Source organism: Sphingomonas ginsenosidivorax (genome assembly GCF_007995065.1).
GTDB classification, from domain to species: domain Bacteria; phylum Pseudomonadota; class Alphaproteobacteria; order Sphingomonadales; family Sphingomonadaceae; genus Sphingomonas; species Sphingomonas ginsenosidivorax.
This window is the reverse complement of record NZ_VOQR01000001.1, coordinates 3,535,064-3,553,766: the sequence shown is the minus strand read 5'-3', so window position 1 is coordinate 3,553,766 and position 18,703 is coordinate 3,535,064. Positions and strand designations below refer to the sequence as shown.

The following is an 18,703-nucleotide window of genomic DNA, read 5'->3' as shown; positions in this document are numbered from 1 at the left end:
CAAAGCAACACGCCTTTCCGCCCGCGGCTTGTCTGCCCGCGCATCCTCGCATATCGAGGCGATCGGTCGCCGATGCAATCGCGCGACACCTGTTTCGCGTACCCCGCCCTGGGAGTTGATTATGAGCGTGTTTTCCGCCCGTACGGGTCTTGCTGCCGTGGCATTGCTCGCGGCGGTCGCCACCGGCGGCTGCGCACAGCTGCGCTCGCACCAGGGCTATGTCGTCGACGTCGACCTCGTCAACTCGGTCCAGCCCGGCGTCGACAACCGCCAGTCGGTGCTGGCGACGCTCGGCAAGCCGACGATCACCGGCCAGTTCGACCAAGGCGACTGGTATTATGTCGCGCGCGACAGCCGCAACTATGCGTTCCGCAACCCGCGCCCCAACGCGCAGATCACGCTGCAGATCAGCTTCGACGCGAAGGGCACCGTGACCGCGATCCGCCGCAGCGGCATGGAGCAGGTCGCCTCGATCAGCCCATACGGCAAGAAGACGCCGACGTTGGGCCGGGAGCGCGGGTTCTTTGCGGATCTGTTCGGCAATATCGGCACCGTCGGCGCAGCGGGCGCGGGCGGCGGCAACAACGGCAGCAACACCGGCGGCGGTCGCAACCGCCCGTAAGAGTTCGCTATGTCCCGTGTCCGGGTTTGGTCGCGCCGCGTGCTACGCATCGGCGCGACCGGGCCTCAGTCGGCACCGATCCCGAAAGGGGAAAAGGGATCGGATGTCGAACGCACGATAGAGGCGTTGGTTCTCGGTAATCGGTGCGGGCCTGCGGTTTGCACCACAGGCCCCGCGTCCGTCCTTACTGCACCCCGTGCATCCACCGCTTGATCAGCGGCGACACCAGCAGCAGCACCACGCCGATCCCGGCCGAAACCAGCCCGATCGTCCAGAACACGCCGGCATAGGTGTCGAGGCTGACCTTCAGATTGGTCACCTGTCCGCCGACCGTCTCGACGCTCGCCACCTGCGCGACGACGCCCGCGACATATTGCGCGACCGAGATCGACAGGAACCATACGCCCATCATCAGCCCGACGACGCGCGCGATCGACAGCTTGGTGATCATGCTGAGCCCGACCGGCGAGATGCAGAGCTCGGCGAACGAGTGGATGAAGTACAGCCCCGCGAGCCACCAGATCCCGACCTTGAACGTGGGGCCCACCATGCTCGCGCCCCAGACGAGGAACAGGAAGCCGACGCCGACGCCGATCAGCGCGATGCCGAACTTGACGGGGATCGACGGTTCCATGCCGTGCGCGGCGAGCTTGGTCCACATGATCGACATCACCGGCGCCAGCGCGACGATGAAGAAGGCGTTGAAGAACTGCGTCTGCCCTGCCGAGATGCTGAACAGCCCGAACACGCTGAGATCGGTGTTGCGGTCGGCGAACAGCGTCAGCGACGATCCGGCCTGCTCGAACAGCGTCCAGAACACGACGTTGAACACGATCAGCACCATCGCCGCCAGCATCATCTGGAACTCGCGGCGATCGCCGTTGACCAGCGACCAGATCAGGATGCCCGGTACCGAGACGAGGAACGTGCCGAACAGCAATTTGCCCATCAGCGACAGCGACGCAATATAGCCAATGATCCCGGAGCCCGGCACCGGCGGCTCTGCGTTCATCAGGTTGACGAACAGCAGGTAGAAGAGCGGGATGCCGATCAGCGCGGCGGCATAGATGCCGAGCGCGCGGTCGGGGCCGCTGCGCACCGGCGGCTCGCCATAGCCGTTCAGCTTGCCGCCATCGAACTGGATCAGCGTCCACGAGAACAGCATGCCGATCGCGGCGAGGCCGAACCCGGCCCACCAGCCGAATGCGACCGCGAGGAACGGGCACAGCAGCTGCGAGAACAGCGAGCCCAGGTTGATGCCCATGTAGAAGATCGTGAACCCCGCATCGCGGCGCTTGTCCCCTTGCGCATACAACTCGCCGACCATCGTCGAGATGTTGGGCTTGAAGAAGCCGTTGCCGACCGAGATCATGCAGAGTGCGAGCAGCATGATCGTGACGTAGAAGCTGCTGCGCTCCGCACCGGCCTCGAACCCGCCCTTTTCGACCGTCCGCGCGACCGATCCATCGGTGCCGAGCAGCGAGACGGTGCCGTCGTCATTGCCCTTGATCTTCAACCGGCTCGCGCCGTCGACGAGGTAGCGGACCTCGCTGTCTGCCTGGTCCTCGACCTGGATCTCGTAGCGCTGGTTGGCGATCGTCGCATAGGGCTTGGCGGTCTCGCCGCCGAAGCACAGCAGCAGATAGCCCAGCGCCATGATGATCGCGCCGAACTTCACCGCGCGCTTCGACCCGAGATACTGGTCCGCCAGATAGCCGCCGACCAGCGGCGTCAGATACACCAAGGCGGTATAGCCGCCGTACAGACCGGTCGCCTCGCGGTCGCCGAACACGAAATGCTTGGTGAGATACAGCGTGAGCAGCGCACGCATGCCGTAATAGCCGAACCGCTCCCACATCTCTGTGGTGAAAAGCCGCGCGAGCTGCCGCGGATGGCCGAACCAGGTCCCGCCGTCCGCCGGATTCACATGGGTGATATCCGGCTCGCGCGGGGTATCCGCGGTCGGGGTGTCCACCATTTCTACGCTCCCTAAACACTGGACGCGCCGTCGGATGCGGCGTCGTCATGATCGCGCGACCCTAGCGGCAAAGCCCGCCCTGTAAATATCGCAGCGGCGTGCCTATCTGCGCCGACATGCTCAACGACACCTCCAGCCCGCTCGCGCTGCTCGCCACCCGCCGCTCGGGCAAGCCGCGCGATCTGGTCGCTCCGGGGCCCGATGCCGACCAGCTGGCGCGGATCCTGCTGATCGCCGCGCGCACGCCCGATCACGGCAAACTCGCCCCGTGGCGCTTCGTGATCGTCGGGGCGGACCAGCGCGCCGCGCTCTCCCGGGTGATTGTCGATGCCTATCGCGCCGAGCGCCCGCAGGCGTCCCGGACTGAGATCGACGCGCTCGACCAGTTCGCGCACCAGGCGCCGACCCTGGTCGTGGTGATGGCTTCGCCGCGTCCCGACAGCCACATCCCGCTGTGGGAACAGGATCTGTCGGTCGGCGCCGCGTGCATGAACCTGCTCCACGCGGTCCATGCACAGGGGTTCGCGGGCGGCTGGCTGACCGGCTGGCCGAGCTACAGCGACGCGGTGCGCGATACGTTCGGCACGGCGCCCGAACGGATCGCGGGCTTCCTGTTCATTGGCACACCGTCGCGTGCGCTCGACGAACGCCCGCGCCCGGACATGGCACGGCTGGTCTCGACCTGGACAGCTGATCCAAAGCAGGACTCGACCTTTTAGGCAATTGCTGTATTAGGACAGCATGACAGCGCTCAGCAGCGACGACAGCCCGGTCTATATCCGGTTGCGGGGAACAATAGCGGCAGGGATCCTGCGTGGCGACTATCGCGCGGGCGACCAGCTTCCTTCGGTCCGCGCGTTCGCGGCCGAGCACGGGGCCAATCCGCTGACCGTCGCCAAGGCCTATCAGAGCTTCCAGGACGACGGCTATGTTGAGGTCCGCCGCGGCGTCGGCATGTTCGTGCTGCCGGGCGCCGCGGAAGCGTTGCGCGTCGCCGAGCGCGAAACCTTCGTGACGGTGCAGTGGCCGCGCATCCGCAGCCATATCGACCTGCTCGGGCTCGACGCGCACGACCTGCTGAACCGCGAGCGGGTCTGACCAGCGGGCGTTCGATCGCGGGCCTGGCCACGCTGACACTGATCTGGGTCGGCGGACTGATCCTGTCCGGCTGGCACCCCTTCGATCGCGCGACCTGGTGGATGGAGGTCGCGCCCGTGCTGGTCGCGCTGCCGATCCTGTGGGCGACCGCGCGGCGCCTGCCCTTGACGACGCTAGCGATGCTGCTGATCGGGTTTCACGGCCTCGTGCTGATGCTGGGCGGCGCCTACAGCTATGCGCGCGTGCCGATCGGCTTCGACGTGCAGCATCTGCTCGGGCTGGCGCGCAACCCCTATGACCGGTTCGGGCATCTGATGCAGGGGTTCGTGCCCGCGATCGTGATTCGCGAACTGTTGATTCGCCGCGGCGGCCTGCATCGCGGTGCGCTGCTGACCGGCCTGGTGATCGCCTGCTGCCTCGCCATCAGCGCGACCTACGAACTGATCGAGTTCGGCGCGGCAATGCTGCTCGGACAGGGCGCGGACGAATTCCTCGGCACGCAGGGCGATCCGTGGGACACCCAATGGGACATGCTGATGTGCCTGGTCGGCGCGATCGTGGCACTGGCGCTGCTGTCGCGGGTCCACGACCGGCAATTGGCGCAGCGGAGCGAACCCTTTTTCCGCTCGCCCTGAGCGCAGTCGAAGGGGCAGCTGTCCTGCACGCGCGCTCTGGGGGAGATCAGTGCCTGACTTCGCTCGGCACGAACGGGTATGGAAATCGGAACGGAAACGACGTTCCTCCGACCGGACGCACATACGAAAATGGCCGCTTGCGCGACCATTTTCGTAACCCAAAACTGTAGAAAACTGGAGCGGGCGAAGGGATTCGAACCCTCGACCCCAACCTTGGCAAGGTTGTGCTCTACCCCTGAGCTACGCCCGCTCTGGCGCCTAACCCGCTAGCGACATCCGCTAGTGGCTGGGTGAGGCGCGGCACTAGCCCGACATGCAGGACACCGCAACCCCCAAGTTCAGAGATTTCCTGCTTGGCGACTCGACCCATAGAACATTACAAGAACATATGGCCGACTCGACCGCCCTGCTTGCCCATTTGCGCAGCCTTGCCGCCCCTGCGGTACCGCGCCAAGCCGATTCGCGCCCGGTCGAGGCCTGGCTCGGCGAGGGCCTAGCGCCCGCGCAATTGCACGAGGTGTTCGCGTTCGAGGCCGATGACGGCCCGAGCGGCGCGGGATTCGCGATCGCCTGTGCACTCGCCGCCGATGCGATGCCTTTGCTGTGGCTGCGGACCGAGGCGAGCGAGAGACAGGGCGGGCGGCTGCATGCGACCGGACTGGCCGAGCTCGGGCTCGACGCATCGACCCTGCTGCTGGTGCTGGTGGCGGACGAGGCCGCATTGCTGCGCGCCGCCGCGGATGCCGCGCGCTGCCCGGGACTCGGCACGCTGCTGATCGAATCCTGGGGTCGCGCGCCCGGCCTCGACCTGACCGCGACCAGGCGGTTGATGCTCGCCGCCGAATCGTCGGGCGTCACCATCCTGTCGCTGCGAGTCGCGGCCGAGCCGGTGCCGAGCGCCGCCGCGACGCGCTGGCGGGTGACCGCGGCGCCGTCGCGCGCGCTCGAGGCGGACGCACCGGGAGGCCCTGCCTTCCAAGTCGAATTGTTGCGCCGGCGCGGAGGCCATGCCGGCCTTGGCTGGTGCGTGGAGTGGAACCGTGACACGCGAACTTTCCAAGACGGGGCCTTCGGTCCCGCGGCGCTATCTGGCGCTGGTCTTCCCCTGGCTCCCGGTGGAGCGGCTGCGGACCGAGCGCCCGCATCTGTTCGTCGGACGGGCTGAGGCGCCGATCGCGTTCGTGGAGAGCGTAGCCGGCGGGATCCGGCTGAAGGCGCTCGACCGCGAGGCCGTGCGCGCTGGGCTGAGCGTCGGGCTGACATTGGCCGATGCCCGTGCGCGCGTGCCCGAGCTCGACGTCTATCCGCACGATTCGCATACCGACCATGCCTGGCTCGAACGGCTCGCCGACGGGTGCCAGCGCTATACGCCGTCGGTCGCGCTCGATCCGCCCGACGGACTGGTGCTCGACATCGCGGGCTGCGTGCACGAGTTCGAGGGCGAACGGCGGCTGGCGGCCGATCTCGAGGACCGCCTCGCGCGGCGCGGGCTGCTGGTGCGCCACGCGTTCGGCGACACGCCCGACGCGGCGCGCGCACTCGCCCGATTCGCCGGCGCCCCCGCCCCCGACGAACGCCGCGCGGTGAAGCGGCTGCCGGTCGCAGCGCTTGGTCTCGACGACGACGCCACCACCGCGCTGGTGCGCGCCGGGTTGAAGACCGTGGGCGACGTCATGGCGCGCCCGCTCAGCGGGATCGCGGCGCGGTTCGGCGCCGAGGCGGCGACGATGGTGCGCCGGCTGAGCGGCGAGGTGAAGGGCCCGATCATCCCGCGGCGAACGGTCGCGAAGATCGGCGTCGAGCGCCGCTTCGCCGAACCGATCGCGCGCACCGACTATGCGCTGGAGGTGATCGGCGACCTCGCAACCGAAGCCGCGGGGACGCTCGCCGAACGCCATGAAGGTGGTCGCCGCTGGGAAGCGCGGCTGTTCCGCGCCGATGGCCTGGTCCAGTCGCTGCGCGTCGAGACCGGCACGCCGACGCGGGACGTGCCGCTGCTAATGCGGCTGTTCCGCGAACGCATCGACAGCCTCGCCGACCCGCTCGACCCCGGCTTTGGCTACGACCTGGTCCGCCTCGACGTGGCGCTCGCCGAGCGGCTCGACGCGAGCCAGCTCAAACTGGAGGGCGGCGAGGCACAGAAGGGGGAAGTGGTGCAGCTGCTCGACCAGCTCGGCACGCGCCTCGGCCGCACCCGCGTGCGCCGGTTCGGATCGCGCGACAGCCATATTCCCGAACAGGCCGAACTGATGCTGCCCGCGAGCGATCCGGTGCCGACTGCGCTGTGGGTCCCGCCCGAAGAGGGCGAGCCGCCGCTCCGCCCGATCTATCTGTTCGATCCGCCGCAGCCGATCGAATCGATGGCGGCCGAAGTCCCCGACGGCCCCCCGCACCGCTTCCGCTGGCGGCGCACCGTCCACGACGTCGCGCGTGCCGAGGGGCCCGAACGCATCGCCGGCGAATGGTGGCGGCGCGAGGATATCCCGACCCGCGACTATTTCCGCGTCGAGGACCGCAAGGGCCGCCGCTTCTGGATCTTCCGCCACGGGCTGTATTCGGAACGCGAAAACCCGCGCTGGTATCTCCACGGGCTGTTCGCGTGAGCCCCCCCGTGAGTTTCGCCGAGCTGGTCGCGGCGACCAATTATTCGTTCCTGGACGGTGCCAGTCAGGCACTCGACGTCGTCGCCACCGCCGCCATGCTCGGACATGCGGGCATCGGCATCGCCGATCGCAATACCGTGTCGGGTGTCGTCCGCGCGCATTTCGAACTGGCCAAGATGCGCACCGGACAGCGTGGGCCTGTGATCCCGCCCGACGCTTTCAAGCTCGTGGTCGGCGCGCGCCTCGTCTTCGCCGACGGAACGCCCGACATCGTCGCCTATCCGGCGACGCGGCTCGGCTGGGGCCGGCTGACCCGCCTGCTGACGGTCGGCAATCTGCGCGCCGAAAAGGGCAACTGCATTCTCGGGCTGGGGGACCTGATCCGCCATCTGCAGGACCTTCTGCTGATCGTGCTGCCGTACAGCAGCGCGCGCGCCACGACGCCGCGACGTGGCGCCCTGTTGCCGCCGGATCTTGCGGATCCGAGCCTTGCCGCCACGCTGCTTCGGCTGAAGCGCGCCGCGCCGGATCGCGTGTGGTTGGGGGTGACGATGACGCACGCCGGCCGCGATCGTCGTGCGGTGGCGCGGTTGGCGCGGCTCGCCGACGGCATGGGCGTGCCGATGCTGGCAACCGCCGACGCGCTGTATGCGCATAACGACGACAAGCCGCTCCACGACATCGTCACCTGCATCCGCGAAGGCGTGACCATCCACAAGGCAGGCAGGATGCTCGCCGCCAATGCCGAGCGGCATATCAAGCCGCCCGAGGACATGGCCCGGCTGTTCGCTGCCCGGCCCGATGCCATTGTCGAGACGATCCGCTTCCTGGATCGCATCACCTTCGACCTCGAGCAGCTCTCCTACGAATATCCCCACGAGCCCGTACCCGAGGGCCGTGACCCGCAGGCCTGGCTCGAAGAGCTCAGCTGGACCGCCGCGCGCGAGAAGTTTCCGGACGGCATCCCCGATCGCCTGGTCAAGCTGCTCGACGAGGAACTGCCGCTGATCCGCGAGCGCAACTACGCGTATTATTTCCTCACCGTGCACGACATCGTGAAGCACGCGCGGTCGCTCGACCCGCCGATCCTGTGCCAGGGCCGTGGGTCCGCCGCCAATTCGGCAGTCTGCTGGCTGCTCGGCGTGACATCGGTCGATCCGATGAAATACGACCTGCTCTTCTCGCGCTTCGTCTCGTCGGAGCGCGACGAGCCGCCCGATATCGACATCGATTTCGAACATGAGCGGCGCGAGGAGATCATCCAGTATATCTACGACCGCTATGGCCGGCACCGCGCGGCGATCGCGGCGACCGTCATCCATTACCGGCCCCGGTCGGCGGTGCGGGAAGTCGGGCGGGCGCTCGGGCTCAGCGAGGACGTCACCGCTCGCCTGACCAGCACCGTATGGGGCAGCTTCTCCGACCGGTTCGAGAACGACCGGCTGAAGGACAGCGGGTTCGAGGCGGACAATCCGCAGATCGCGCAATTGTGCGATCTCACCCGCCGCCTGCTCCAATATCCCCGGCATTTGTCGCAGCATGTCGGCGGGTTCGTGCTCACCGAAGGGCGGCTCGACGAGACCGTGCCGATTCACCACGGTGCGATGGAGGGTCGCACCTTCATCGAATGGGACAAGGACGATATCGATTACCTCAAGATCATGAAGGTCGATATCCTCGCGCTCGGCATGCTGACCTGCATCCGCAAGGCGTTCGATCTCATGGCCGTCGTCGGACATCCCGTTCCCGAACTGGGCACGATCGCCAACAGCGAGGACGATGCCGTCTACCACATGCTCCAGGACGGTGATTCGGTCGGCGTGTTCCAGGTCGAGAGTCGTGCGCAGATCAACATGCTGCCGCGGCTCAAGCCCCGCGAATTCTACGACCTGGTCGTCCAGGTCGCGATCGTCCGCCCCGGACCGATCGAGGGCGACATGGTGCATCCCTACCTGCGCCGTCGTGCGGGCAAGGAGATTCCCGAATTCCCCTCGCCCAGTCCGCCGCACGATCCCAACGAGCTGCGCGACCTGCTGCGCTTCACCTATGGCGTGCCGCTGTTCCAGGAACAGGCGATGAAGCTGGCGATCGTCGCCGCCGAATTCACGCCCGACGAGGCCAACCAGCTCCGCAAGGCGATGGCCACCTTCCGCAATGTCGGTGGCATGGAGGACTTCAAGGCCAAGCTGGTCGGCGGCATGGTCCGCCGCGGCTATGAAGAAGCGTTCGCCGAGCGCTGCTACAGCCAGATCGAGGGGTTCGGCTCCTACGGTTTTCCCGAGAGCCATGCGCTGAGCTTCGCGCGGCTGGTCTATGTCTCGTCCTGGCTCAAATGCTTTTTCCCTGCGGTGTTCGGCTGCGCGATCCTGAACGCGCAACCGATGGGGTTCTACGCCCCGGCCCAGCTGATCCACGACGCGGTCGAGCACGGCGTCGAAGCCAAGCCGGTCGACATCAACCACAGCGGCTGGAACAACAGGCTGGAGCCCGTCACGCCGGGGCGCCCGACCCGCGTGACCCGCCCCCCCAACCGCGCGCCCGGCGGTCGGCACTGGAATCCCGCCGGTCGTCAGGATGTCGACTGGGCCATCCGCCTCGGCTTCCGCCAGGTCGACGGGTTCCGCGAGGACTGGGCGAACGAGATGGCCAGGGCCGCCCCCTTCACCGGAATCGAGGACCTCGCGCGCCGCGCGAACCTTCCCCAGCGCGCGATGAACCTGCTCGCCGATGCCGATGCGTTCCGCTCGATCGACAAGAGCCGTCGCGACGCGCTGTGGGACGTCCGCCGCACGCCGCCGAAACAGCTCGCATTGTTCGCCGCCGCGGATGCGCCCGAGCTGGGTGCCGAACCCGATGCGAACCTGCCCGCGATGCCGCTGAGCGAAGAGGTCGCCGCCGACTACCAGACCACGCGGCTGTCGCTCAAAGGCCATCCGATGGCGTTCCTGCGCACGCATTTCGCCGCCGAGGGTATCCTGTCGTCCGCCCAGGCCAACGCCACCAGGGACGGCCGCCGCGCGAAGGTGGCCGGGATCGTTCTGGTCCGCCAGCGCCCCGGCAAGGGTAACGCGATCTTCATCACGATCGAGGACGAGACCGGCGTCACCAATGGCCTGATGTGGGCCCGCGACTTCGAGGCGAACCGGCGCGCGGTTATGGCGTCGCGGCTGATGGTGCTGGAGGGCGTGATCCAGCGCAGCGAGGAAGGTGTCACGCACCTGATGACCGCGCGCGTCCAGGACCGCAGCGACATACTGCGGCTGTTGTCTGAGGATCACGCGCTCACGCCGCCGCTGGCGCGCGTCGACGAGGTGATCCGCCCGGTCCTGCCTCGCGGCCCCGAATGCGGCGCCCCCCGCGCCTCGCACCCCCGAAACGTTCGCGTGCTGCCAAAGTCGCGGGACTTCCATTAAGAGCCCGCCGGCCCCAAATAGACGCCTACGCCACGAAGGAGCTGATGTTGGCCACGCTTGGAATGTCGCCTGCCGAGAAGGAAGCCGTCGAATCGTTCCGGCGCGACGTCGTCGAACCGTCGATGACCGCCCTTGTGATCATCGATTTCTGGGCGGAATGGTGCGGGCCCTGCAAGGCGCTGACCCCGACGCTCGAAAAGGTCGCCGCCGACTATGCCGACAAGGGCGTCGTGCTGGCCAAGGTCGACACCGACAAGAACCAGTTCATCGCCGCACAATTCCAGATCAAGTCGATCCCGACGGTCTATGCGATGTTCCAGGGCCAGCTCGTCGCCGACCTCACCAGCGCGCGCACCGAATCGCAGATTCGCGTCCTGCTCGACCAGCTGCTCAAGCAATTGCCGATCGAATCTCCCGCCGCCGGTGCCGAGGCGGAGATCGAGCCGCTGATCGCGATGGGCGAGGAGGCGCTGACGCAAGGCGACGGCGAGCGCGCGCTGTCGATCTTCCGCCAGATCGCCGAGATCGCGCCCGATCATGTCGCGGTCCATGCCGGCTTCGTCCGCGCGCTTGTCACGACCGGCCAGCTCGACGAGGCGGCCGACTGGCTCGCCAATCTCGATCCGGCGATCGCCAAGGATCCCGCGATCGGGCGTGCGCAGGCGGCGCTCGCGCTCGCGCAGTCCGCGCCGCCGGTCGAGGACCTGACCCCGCTGGTCGCCGCGGTCGAGGCCGATCCCGACAATCTCGACGCGCGCTTCGCGCTCGCCAACGGCCAGATGGCGGCGGGCGACCGCGATGCCGCCGCCGACACCTTCCTCGGCATCATCGCCACCGACCGCAGCTGGAACGAGGGCGCGGCACGGACGCAGTTGCTGAAACTGTTCGAGGTCGTCGGGCTCGAGGATCCCTGGGTCTCGGCGCAGCGCCGGCGCCTGTCCGCGATCCTGTTCGGATGACCACCCGGCTGTCGATCTTCCCGCTGCCGGGCGCGCTGCTGTTCCCGGGGATGCAGCTGCCGCTGCACATCTTCGAGCCGCGCTACCGGGCGATGGTCAGCGACGCGATGGCGCGCGACCGGCGGATCGGGATGATCCAGCCGCGCGGCGGCCAAGGCGACGATGGCAGCCAGCTTTACGACATCGGCTGCATCGGCAAGATCGCCGAGGTCGAGGCGCTGGACGACGGCCGCTACAATCTCGTGCTGGAGGGCGTCTCGCTCTACCGTATCGTCCGTGAACTCGATGTCACCACCGCGTTCCGCCAGGTCGAGGCCGAATTGCTGGCGGCGGTCGAGGACGACACGCTGTCGCTCGGCCGCCGCTCCTCGCTCGAACTCGAATCGCGCCGGTTCGCCGAGGCGCAGGGCTATGCGGTCGACTGGGACGCGGTCGGCCGGCTCGACGACGAGAGCCTCGTCAACGGCATCGCCCAGATCGCGCCGTTCGATGCCGCCGCGAAGCAGGCGTTGCTCGAAGCCCCCGATATCGAGACCCGCGCCGAACTGATCATCCAGCTGATGCAGTTCTTCGGCCGCCACGACGGCGACGAACGGGTGACGCTGCAGTGAGGGCCGGGCAATGAGCACGACGATCGACCCATGGCTGCTCGACCGACTCGTCTGCCCCGCGACGCGCACGCCGCTGCGCTACGACGAGGCGGCGCAGGAACTCGTCTCAGAGGCGGCGGGGCTGGCCTATCCGATCCGCGAGGGCGTGCCGGTGATGCTGGTCGAGGAAGCGCGGCGGATCGACGCGGGCTGAGTCAGGCCTCCTTGTTCCGTTCGCCCTGAGCGAAGTCGAAGGGCATGCCCCAAACGAGGATGCTTCGACTGCGCTCAGCACGAACGGGTAGTGGGCTTACGTCCCCCCTTCCGTTCGTGCCGAGTAGAGACCGAGTAGCCCCGCGGGGGTGTATCGAAGGCTCGTATCGAAGCACAGGTCGCGCGCGGAACCTGTCCTTCGATACGCCGCTTCGGCTTCGCTCAGCGGCTACTCAGGACGAACGGAAAGCACTGAGGCGGACCCCCCCGCCACTCGCCGCGTTGATGCGGATCATAATTCCAAGGACCGCATCATGATCAAGCCCATCGCGCTCGCCGCCCTGCTCGCCCTGTCCGCAGGGGCCGACGCGCAGACCCGGTCGGGTGGCCTTGCCGGGCTGCTCGGCGGCGCGCTGCCCAATGTCGCGTCCGCGAGCGCGGGCAATGCCGCGGGGTTGCTCGGCTATTGCGTCAAGAACAACGTGCTGTCGGGGGCAAATGCCGCCACCGTGCTCGGCAATCTGACCGGAAAGCCCGGGGTCGCGACCTCCGATGGCTTTGCCGCAGGACAGGCCGGGACGCTCGAAACCGGCCGCGGCTCGGCTCTATCGCTGGACGCGCTCAAGGGCCAGGCGAAGACCAAGATTTGCGACCTGGTGCTGAAGCGCGCGAAGTCGTTTCTCTGATCCCCTACGGGATCAGACCATCAGCCCCTGCAGCAGCTTCGGCAGGTCCCCGCTCTCGCCGCGCGCCTCGGCCATGAACCGGTCCTTGAGCGGTGGGATCGCGTTGACCGCGGAGATCCCGAACCGCCGCACCGCGCTCGCGGTCTTGCCGCGCACGCCGAACAGCCGGGTCAGCGAATCGGTCGCGAGCGCCACCATGAACGTGTCCAGCCCGCGCCACCGCTGATAGCGATCGAGCAGCGCCGCATCGCCGAGGTCAAGCCCCAGCCGCTTGCCCTCGACCAGCACTTCGGCGAGCGTCGCGACGTCGCGCAGGCCGAGGTTCAGCCCCTGCCCAGCGATCGGATGGATGCCGTGCGCGGCGTCGCCGACCAGCGCCAGCCGCTCGGCGGTGATCCGCGCGGCATGATGGAAGCCCAGCGGATAGGACGAGCGCGGGCTCGCGTTCGACAGCGGTCCCAGGAAGCCGCCCATCCGCTTCTCCGCCTCGGCGAGGAACGCGCGGTCGCCGAGCTTGAGCATCGCCGCGCCGTCCTTCGCATCGACCGTCCACACGATCGCCGAGCGATGCCCCTCGGCATCGTCGGGCAGCGGCAGCAGCGCGAACGGCCCGGCGGCGTAGAAGATCTCGTACGCGATATCGCCGTGTGGCCGCGCGTGATGGAACGCGCCGATGATCGCACTGTGATCGTAGCTCCACCGCGCGATCGTGATCCCCGCCGCCTCGCGCGTCGGCGAATTGCGCCCCTCCGCCGCGATCAGCAGCGGCGCGCGCACCGTCTCGCCGCTATCGAGCGTCGCCGTCACGCCGGCCGCCGACCGTTCGACCGCGGTCGCACGCGTCTTCATCCGCAAGTCGATATGCTGCGCGCGCGTCGCCGCGTCGAACAGCGCGGTGCGCAGCAGCTTGTTCTCGTACATCGTGCCCAGCGCACCGTCGTCGGCGTCGGGGATGAAGTCGAGCGCACCGGGCTCGAGCCCGTCGCTGACCCGGATGTGCCGGATCGCACAGCCCTTGCCCGCCAGGCCTGCGCCGACTCCGATCGCATCGAGCATCCGGTGGCTGGCGCTCGCGATCGCCGAGGCGCGCCCGTCGAACCCCGGCGCCAGCGTCACCGCCGGGTCCGCAGGATCGATCACCGTCGAGGAAACCCCGTGTACGTCGAGCGCGAGCGCCAGCGTCGCGCCAACCAGGCCGCCGCCGAGAATGATGACATCTGTGTCCATGAAGCCGCTCTATCCCGCCAACCGTCCCGTGCCAACGCTGCTGACTTGACGACGGACCGGCCGGGGACGATGAAAACCATGGTTTACGGACATTGAGGATACCGACATGGCGAGCCGCGCGCAGCCAGCTTTGTGGCGCGAAACGGTGAAGGCGGGGGCGGTGCGCAGCGGCGCGCTGGTCGCGTCGGTGACGCTGTTCGCAGTGACCTTCGCGATGGCGCTGGCGCTGGCCAGCTATCACGCCAGCGACCCTGCGCTCAACACCGCCTCGGGCGGCTATCCCGCCAACCTGATCGGACCGCCCGGCGCCTGGTTCGCCGACATCGCGCTGTCGCTGTTCGGCCCCGCGGTCGCGCTGCTGCTACCGGTCGGGCCGATCATCGCGATGCGTCTGTGGCGCGACCTGCCGTCGGGTCGCTGGGCGCGGATGCTGCGGCATGCTGCACTGGGCGTCGCGCTGATGGCAAGTGCGCTGGCGTTCGTGTCCGATTCGTCGGTCCTCGCGCTGCCCGCCGGCTGGGGCGGCGTCATCGGCCTCGCGGTCGCCAACGCGGCGCAATGGGCGCTCGCCTTCATCGGCGAGCCCGTCGCGGAATTATGGTCCGCGCGCGCGATCGGGCTGGTGCTCGGCGTCGCCGGCGCGATCGTGTGGGGCAAGAGCCTGGAGATCGAACTCGGCGAGCGCGCCTGGCGGTTCCGCCGCGCCGGTCGCGCCGATCTCGACCCGCAGGACATGGGCTATGACGAGTATGACGACGAGGAGCCGCTGACGCTGACGCGCAAGCCGGTGAGCCCACGCCCGCTTGCCGAACCCGATGCGCGCCCCGCCCCGGTCATCGCCGATCGGCAGGTCGCGCCGTCGCAGGCCAAGCCCAAGTCACAGTCGCAGCTCGACCTGCGCGACAATTACACGCTGCCCCCGCTCGACCTGCTCACGCCCTCCCCACCCAGCCAGGGTAACGTGATCGACAAGGCCGGGCTCGAACGCAACGCACGCCTGCTCGAGAACGTGCTCGACGATTTCCACGTCAAGGGATCGATCATCGAGGTGCGGCCGGGCCCCGTCGTCACGATGTACGAACTCGAACCCGCGCCCGGCATCAAGGCCAGCCGCGTGATCGCGCTCGCGGACGACATCGCGCGCAACATGTCCGCCATCTCCGCGCGCGTCGCGGTGATTCCGGGCCGCAACGTCATCGGCATCGAACTGCCCAACGCACGCCGCGAAGCGGTCTCCCTGCACGAACTCGTCGGCAGCCAGACCTTCGAGGACCAGCAGGCGCAGCTGCCGATCATCCTCGGCAAGAACATCGCGGGCGATTCGGTGATCGCCGATCTCGCGCCGATGCCGCATCTGCTGGTCGCGGGCACCACCGGCTCGGGCAAGTCGGTCGGCCTCAACTCGATGATCCTGTCGCTTCTCTACAAGCTGACGCCGAGCCAGTGCCGGATGATCATGATCGATCCGAAGATGCTCGAACTGAGCATGTACGACGACATCCCGCACCTCCTCTCGCCGGTCGTCACCGATCCGGCCAAGGCGGTGCGCGCGCTCAAATGGGCGGTCGAGCAGATGGAGGACCGCTATCGCCAGATGTCCTCGGTCGGCGTCCGCAGCCTCGCCAGCTTCAACGACAAGGTCCGCGGCGCCAAGGCCAAGGGCCAGCCGCTCGGGCGGAAGGTCCAGACCGGCTACCACCCCGATACCGGCGCGCCGATGTACGAGGAGGAAAAGCTCGAATACGACGTGCTGCCGCAGATCGTCGTGATCGTCGACGAGCTCGCCGACCTGATGATGACCGCGGGCAAGGAAGTCGAATTCCTCATCCAGCGCCTCGCGCAGAAGGCGCGCGCGGCGGGCATCCACCTGATCATGGCGACGCAGCGCCCCTCGGTCGACGTCATCACCGGCGTGATCAAGGCGAACCTGCCGACGCGGATCAGCTTCCACGTCACCAGCAAGATCGATTCGCGCACCATCCTCGGCGAACAGGGCGCCGAACAGCTGCTCGGCAAGGGCGACATGCTCTACATGCCCGGCGGCAAGGGCATCGTCCGCGTCCACGGGCCGTTCGTCAGCGACGACGAGGTCCGCGCGGTCGCCGATCACTGGCGCAGCCAAGGGCTGCCGGATTACATCTCGTCGGTCACCGAGGAGCCCGAGGACGGCTTCGTCCTCGACGGCACGCCCACCGGCGAGGATTCGGCCGAGGACCAGCAATATCGGAACGCGATCCAGCTCGTCTGCGAAAGCCAGAAGGCCTCGACCTCGTGGCTGCAGCGTCAGCTCCGCATCGGCTACAACTCCGCCGCGCGGCTGATCGAGCGGATGGAGAAGGACGGCATCGTCGGCCGCCCCGACCACGTCGGCCGCCGCGAGGTGCTGCGCGATACCGAAGGCCATGCGATTTAACTCATATTAGCCTTCCGTCGTCGGCCCGGCTAACGCGGTCGTCGAAGGATCCCGAACGATGCGAATGACAAGCCGCAGCATATTGACCGCGATGCTGCTGACGAGCGCGGTTCCCGTAGCCGCGCAGACCGACACGACGACGCCGGCGAACAAGACCGCGGGCGGCAGCGCGACCGACACGCAGCATCGCCCCAGCACCGGCGTACGCCGCGACAGCGACCTGTCGCCATCCGCGCTGACCGCCGATACGCAGCGAACCCCGCCGCCGGGGCTGATCGGCGACTGGCGCGAGATCCGCACGCGGCTCGCCAGGCGCGGCATCGGCGTCACCGCGCGCTACGCCTCGGAGAGCGGCTACAATGTCGCGGGCGGCGACCGGAAGCTGTTCCGCGAGACCGGCCAGTTCGACGCGGGCGTGCTGCTCGACCTCAACCAGATCGCCGGGTTGAAGGGCGGCGCGTTCCAGGCGACGCTGACCTATCGCCGCGGTCGCGACCTCGGGCTCGACGCCAATCTCGGCGTGCTGCAGCAGGTCCAGGAAGTCTATGGGCGCGGCCAGACGCTGCGGCTAACGCAGTTCTGGTACGAGCAGCGCCTGAGCGACGCGGTCGAGATCAAGCTCGGCCGGACCAATCCCGGCGAGGACTTCGCGGTCTTCTCGTGCCATTTCCAGAATCTCAGCTTCTGCGGCGCGCAGCCCGGCAACTTGGTCGGCGACTATTGGTACAATTGGCCGATCAGCCAATGGGGTGCGCGTATCCATGTCGCGCTCGGCGACAGGTTCTACGTCCAGACTGCCGCCTATGAGGTCAACCCGCGCAACCTGCGCAAGGATTTCGTGCTCGGCCATTTCCACGGCGCGACCGGGGTGCTGGTGCCGATCGAGGCGGGATGGAACCGCGAGGATGCGAACGGCCATGTCGGCGCGGTCAAGGTTGGCGGCTGGCTCAACACCGCGGACGGCGACGACGTGTATCTCGACGTCAACCGCCGGCCGATCGCGATCACCGGGCTCGACCCGCTGCGGCGCGGCGCGCGCTACGGCGTGTTCTTCAACCTGCAGCAGCAGCTGACCGGCACGTCGAAGGACGGCAAGTCGGTGACCGGACTCAGCGTCTTCCTCAACGCGACGCAGGCCGATCGCGCGACGTCTGTGACCGACAACCAGATCGCCGCGGGGCTGTTCTACAAGGGGCTGGTGCCGTGGCGGCCGGGCGACATCCTGGGGCTCGCGGTCGCGCGCACCAACGTCAACGGGCGCGTCGCGCGCGGACAGCTGCTCGATCCCGCGCGGCCGGCGGTGCAGGACGCCGAATATGCGGGCGAACTCTATTACAGCGTCCACCCGCTCGACTGGCTCGAACTGCGCCCGAACCTGCAGATCGTCCACAATCCCGGTGGCGTCCATGATGCGAACGACGTCGCGGTGCTCGGCATGAAGGCCGCGGTCACGCTGTAGAGCCGCATCCTTCCCTTTTCCGTCATCCTGACGACCGTCAGGATCCAGAGCCACGAACGCCACCGTCCGTTACCCTGGGTCCTGACTTTCGTCGGGAGGACGGTTTATGGGTTCACGACGCGTTCAAGCCGCGCGTTCCACACGCGCCGCCTAGGAGATTTGCATGTACCGTCCCGCCCTGATCGCTACGCCCCTGATCGCGATCGCCGCCGTCACGATGAGCGCGCCCGCCCCGCTCGCCGCGCAGGCGACCGGCGACCTCGCCGCCGTCCAGCGCCACCTCCAGTCGGTGACGACGATGACCGCGGACTTTTCGCAGTCGGATCGCAACGGCAAGGTACTGACCGGCGTGCTGACGCTGAAGAAGCCCGGCAAGCTGCGCTTCCAGTACCAGAAGGGCGTGCCGATCCTGATCGTCGCGGAAAGCGGCGCGCTGACCTTCATCGACTATTCGGTGAAGCAGGTGCAGCGCTGGCCGATCAAGAATTCGCCGCTCGGCGTGCTGCTCGATCCCAGCCGTGACATCACGCGCTATGCCAAGCTCGTGCCCGGGTTCGACAATCGGCTGGTCTCCGTCGAGGCGAACGACCCCAAGCATCCCGAATATGGGCGTATCACTCTAGTCTTCGCCCGCGACGGCGCAGCGCCCGGCGGACTGATGTTGCAGGGGTGGGTGGCGCTCGACAGCCAGAACAACCGCACCACGATCCGGCTGTCGAACCAGCGATTCGGTGGGCCGGTGAGCGACAATACGTTCCGCTGGAACGATCCGCGCCGGACGACCACGCGATAAACTTACCCGAATTG

The 18,703-nt window shown here is 67.9% G+C and carries 16 protein-coding genes and 1 tRNA gene; 14 read left to right on the top strand and 3 right to left on the bottom strand.

The window, feature by feature from the left end; translation table 11 throughout:
* The first annotated feature begins 121 nt into the window (after nt 1-121).
* The gene (locus FSB78_RS16265; RefSeq protein ID WP_147083594.1) at nt 122-622 is read left to right on the top strand and encodes an outer membrane protein assembly factor BamE; all 501 of its coding nucleotides are present in this window, start codon (nt 122-124) and stop codon (nt 620-622) included.
* A gap of 184 nt (nt 623-806) precedes the next feature.
* On the opposite strand, the gene FSB78_RS16260 is transcribed toward FSB78_RS16265, so the two are convergent.
* Nucleotides 807-2,600 carry a peptide MFS transporter gene (locus FSB78_RS16260; RefSeq protein WP_147083593.1) on the bottom strand — a complete coding sequence of 598 codons (1,794 nt, stop codon included), beginning with the start codon at nt 2,598-2,600 and terminating at the stop codon, nt 807-809.
* A 116-nt stretch (nt 2,601-2,716) separates the two neighbouring features.
* On the opposite strand from FSB78_RS16260, the gene FSB78_RS16255 reads away from it, so the two are divergent.
* From FSB78_RS16255 to FSB78_RS16245, 3 genes are read left to right on the top strand one after another with little or no spacing between them, the layout of a single operon-like run.
* Entirely contained in the window at nt 2,717-3,319 is a 603-nt protein-coding gene (locus FSB78_RS16255) for a nitroreductase family protein (protein ID WP_147084274.1), read from the top strand.
* A gap of 22 nt (nt 3,320-3,341) precedes the next feature.
* Nucleotides 3,342-3,698, top strand: a complete 357-nt coding sequence (locus FSB78_RS16250; protein ID WP_147083592.1) for a GntR family transcriptional regulator — start codon at nt 3,342-3,344, stop codon at nt 3,696-3,698.
* Nucleotides 3,695-4,333, top strand: coding sequence for a DUF2238 domain-containing protein (locus FSB78_RS16245; RefSeq protein WP_479685473.1), 639 nt, complete (start codon nt 3,695-3,697; stop codon nt 4,331-4,333). The genes FSB78_RS16250 and FSB78_RS16245 overlap by 4 nt, the downstream gene beginning before the upstream one ends.
* 175 nt (nt 4,334-4,508) lie before the next feature.
* Here FSB78_RS16245 and FSB78_RS16240 read toward each other — a convergent pair.
* Nucleotides 4,509-4,583, bottom strand: a tRNA-Gly gene (locus tag FSB78_RS16240).
* Nucleotides 4,584-4,721: 138 nt separating this feature from the next.
* On the opposite strand from FSB78_RS16240, the gene FSB78_RS16235 reads away from it, so the two are divergent.
* The 7 genes from FSB78_RS16235 to FSB78_RS16205 all read left to right on the top strand — a co-directional run bounded on the left by FSB78_RS16235 (nt 4,722) and on the right by FSB78_RS16205 (nt 12,797).
* A complete protein-coding gene (locus FSB78_RS16235; RefSeq protein WP_147083590.1) occupies nt 4,722-5,498 on the top strand; it encodes a hypothetical protein in 777 nt (258 codons plus the stop codon).
* A complete protein-coding gene (locus FSB78_RS19570) occupies nt 5,458-6,936 on the top strand; it encodes a Y-family DNA polymerase (protein WP_147084273.1) in 1,479 nt (492 codons plus the stop codon). Before FSB78_RS16235 ends, FSB78_RS19570 begins: the two co-directional genes overlap by 41 nt.
* Nucleotides 6,933-10,349: an error-prone DNA polymerase gene (locus FSB78_RS16225; protein WP_147083589.1), complete on the top strand. Its 3,417-nt coding sequence runs from the start codon at nt 6,933-6,935 to the stop codon at nt 10,347-10,349. The genes FSB78_RS19570 and FSB78_RS16225 overlap by 4 nt, the downstream gene beginning before the upstream one ends.
* Nucleotides 10,350-10,411: 62 nt before the next feature.
* Nucleotides 10,412-11,308, top strand: coding sequence for a tetratricopeptide repeat protein (locus FSB78_RS16220; protein ID WP_147084272.1), 897 nt, complete (start codon nt 10,412-10,414; stop codon nt 11,306-11,308).
* Complete coding sequence (locus tag FSB78_RS16215; RefSeq protein WP_147083588.1) at nt 11,305-11,919, top strand: LON peptidase substrate-binding domain-containing protein; 615 nt, start codon at nt 11,305-11,307, stop codon at nt 11,917-11,919. The genes FSB78_RS16220 and FSB78_RS16215 overlap by 4 nt, the downstream gene beginning before the upstream one ends.
* 10 nt (nt 11,920-11,929) lie before the next feature.
* Nucleotides 11,930-12,112 carry a Trm112 family protein gene (locus tag FSB78_RS16210; RefSeq protein WP_147083587.1) on the top strand — a complete coding sequence of 61 codons (183 nt, stop codon included), beginning with the start codon at nt 11,930-11,932 and terminating at the stop codon, nt 12,110-12,112.
* A 313-nt stretch (nt 12,113-12,425) separates the two neighbouring features.
* On the top strand, nt 12,426-12,797 hold the full coding sequence (locus FSB78_RS16205) for a YjjA family protein (protein ID WP_242008351.1): 372 nt from the start codon (nt 12,426-12,428) through the stop codon (nt 12,795-12,797).
* Between the two features lie 12 nt (nt 12,798-12,809).
* On the opposite strand, the gene FSB78_RS16200 is transcribed toward FSB78_RS16205, so the two are convergent.
* A complete protein-coding gene (locus FSB78_RS16200; protein WP_147083586.1) occupies nt 12,810-14,024 on the bottom strand; it encodes a UbiH/UbiF/VisC/COQ6 family ubiquinone biosynthesis hydroxylase in 1,215 nt (404 codons plus the stop codon).
* 106 nt (nt 14,025-14,130) lie between these two features.
* On the opposite strand from FSB78_RS16200, the gene FSB78_RS16195 reads away from it, so the two are divergent.
* The 3 genes from FSB78_RS16195 (at nt 14,131) to FSB78_RS16185 (ending at nt 18,689) form a co-directional block, all read left to right on the top strand.
* Nucleotides 14,131-16,437, top strand: coding sequence for a DNA translocase FtsK (locus tag FSB78_RS16195; RefSeq protein WP_147083585.1), 2,307 nt, complete (start codon nt 14,131-14,133; stop codon nt 16,435-16,437).
* Between the two features lie 64 nt (nt 16,438-16,501).
* Entirely contained in the window at nt 16,502-17,896 is a 1,395-nt protein-coding gene (locus FSB78_RS16190; RefSeq protein WP_242008349.1) for a carbohydrate porin, read from the top strand.
* Nucleotides 17,897-18,059: 163 nt separating this feature from the next.
* Nucleotides 18,060-18,689: a LolA family protein gene (locus FSB78_RS16185; RefSeq protein WP_147083583.1), complete on the top strand. Its 630-nt coding sequence runs from the start codon at nt 18,060-18,062 to the stop codon at nt 18,687-18,689.
* Nucleotides 18,690-18,703: the final 14 nt, after the last annotated feature.

Excerpts from the sequence above, each read along its gene's own strand:
- FSB78_RS16200 (WP_147083586.1), bottom strand. The coding sequence starts at position 14,024 with ATGGACACAGATGTCATCATTCTCGGCGGCGGCCTGGTTGGCGCGACG.
- FSB78_RS16185 (WP_147083583.1), top strand. The coding sequence starts at position 18,060 with ATGTACCGTCCCGCCCTGATCGCTACGCCCCTGATCGCGATCGCCGCC.
- FSB78_RS16265 (WP_147083594.1), top strand. The coding sequence starts at position 122 with ATGAGCGTGTTTTCCGCCCGTACGGGTCTTGCTGCCGTGGCATTGCTC.
- FSB78_RS16195 (WP_147083585.1), top strand. The coding sequence starts at position 14,131 with ATGGCGAGCCGCGCGCAGCCAGCTTTGTGGCGCGAAACGGTGAAGGCG.
- FSB78_RS16250 (WP_147083592.1), top strand. The coding sequence starts at position 3,342 with ATGACAGCGCTCAGCAGCGACGACAGCCCGGTCTATATCCGGTTGCGG.
- FSB78_RS16210 (WP_147083587.1), top strand. The coding sequence starts at position 11,930 with ATGAGCACGACGATCGACCCATGGCTGCTCGACCGACTCGTCTGCCCC.
- FSB78_RS16260 (WP_147083593.1), bottom strand. The coding sequence starts at position 2,600 with ATGGTGGACACCCCGACCGCGGATACCCCGCGCGAGCCGGATATCACC.
- FSB78_RS16255 (WP_147084274.1), top strand. The coding sequence starts at position 2,717 with ATGCTCAACGACACCTCCAGCCCGCTCGCGCTGCTCGCCACCCGCCGC.
- FSB78_RS16215 (WP_147083588.1), top strand. The coding sequence starts at position 11,305 with ATGACCACCCGGCTGTCGATCTTCCCGCTGCCGGGCGCGCTGCTGTTC.
- FSB78_RS16205 (WP_242008351.1), top strand. The coding sequence starts at position 12,426 with ATGATCAAGCCCATCGCGCTCGCCGCCCTGCTCGCCCTGTCCGCAGGG.
- FSB78_RS16235 (WP_147083590.1), top strand. The coding sequence starts at position 4,722 with ATGGCCGACTCGACCGCCCTGCTTGCCCATTTGCGCAGCCTTGCCGCC.
- FSB78_RS16220 (WP_147084272.1), top strand. The coding sequence starts at position 10,412 with ATGTCGCCTGCCGAGAAGGAAGCCGTCGAATCGTTCCGGCGCGACGTC.
- FSB78_RS16190 (WP_242008349.1), top strand. The coding sequence starts at position 16,502 with ATGACAAGCCGCAGCATATTGACCGCGATGCTGCTGACGAGCGCGGTT.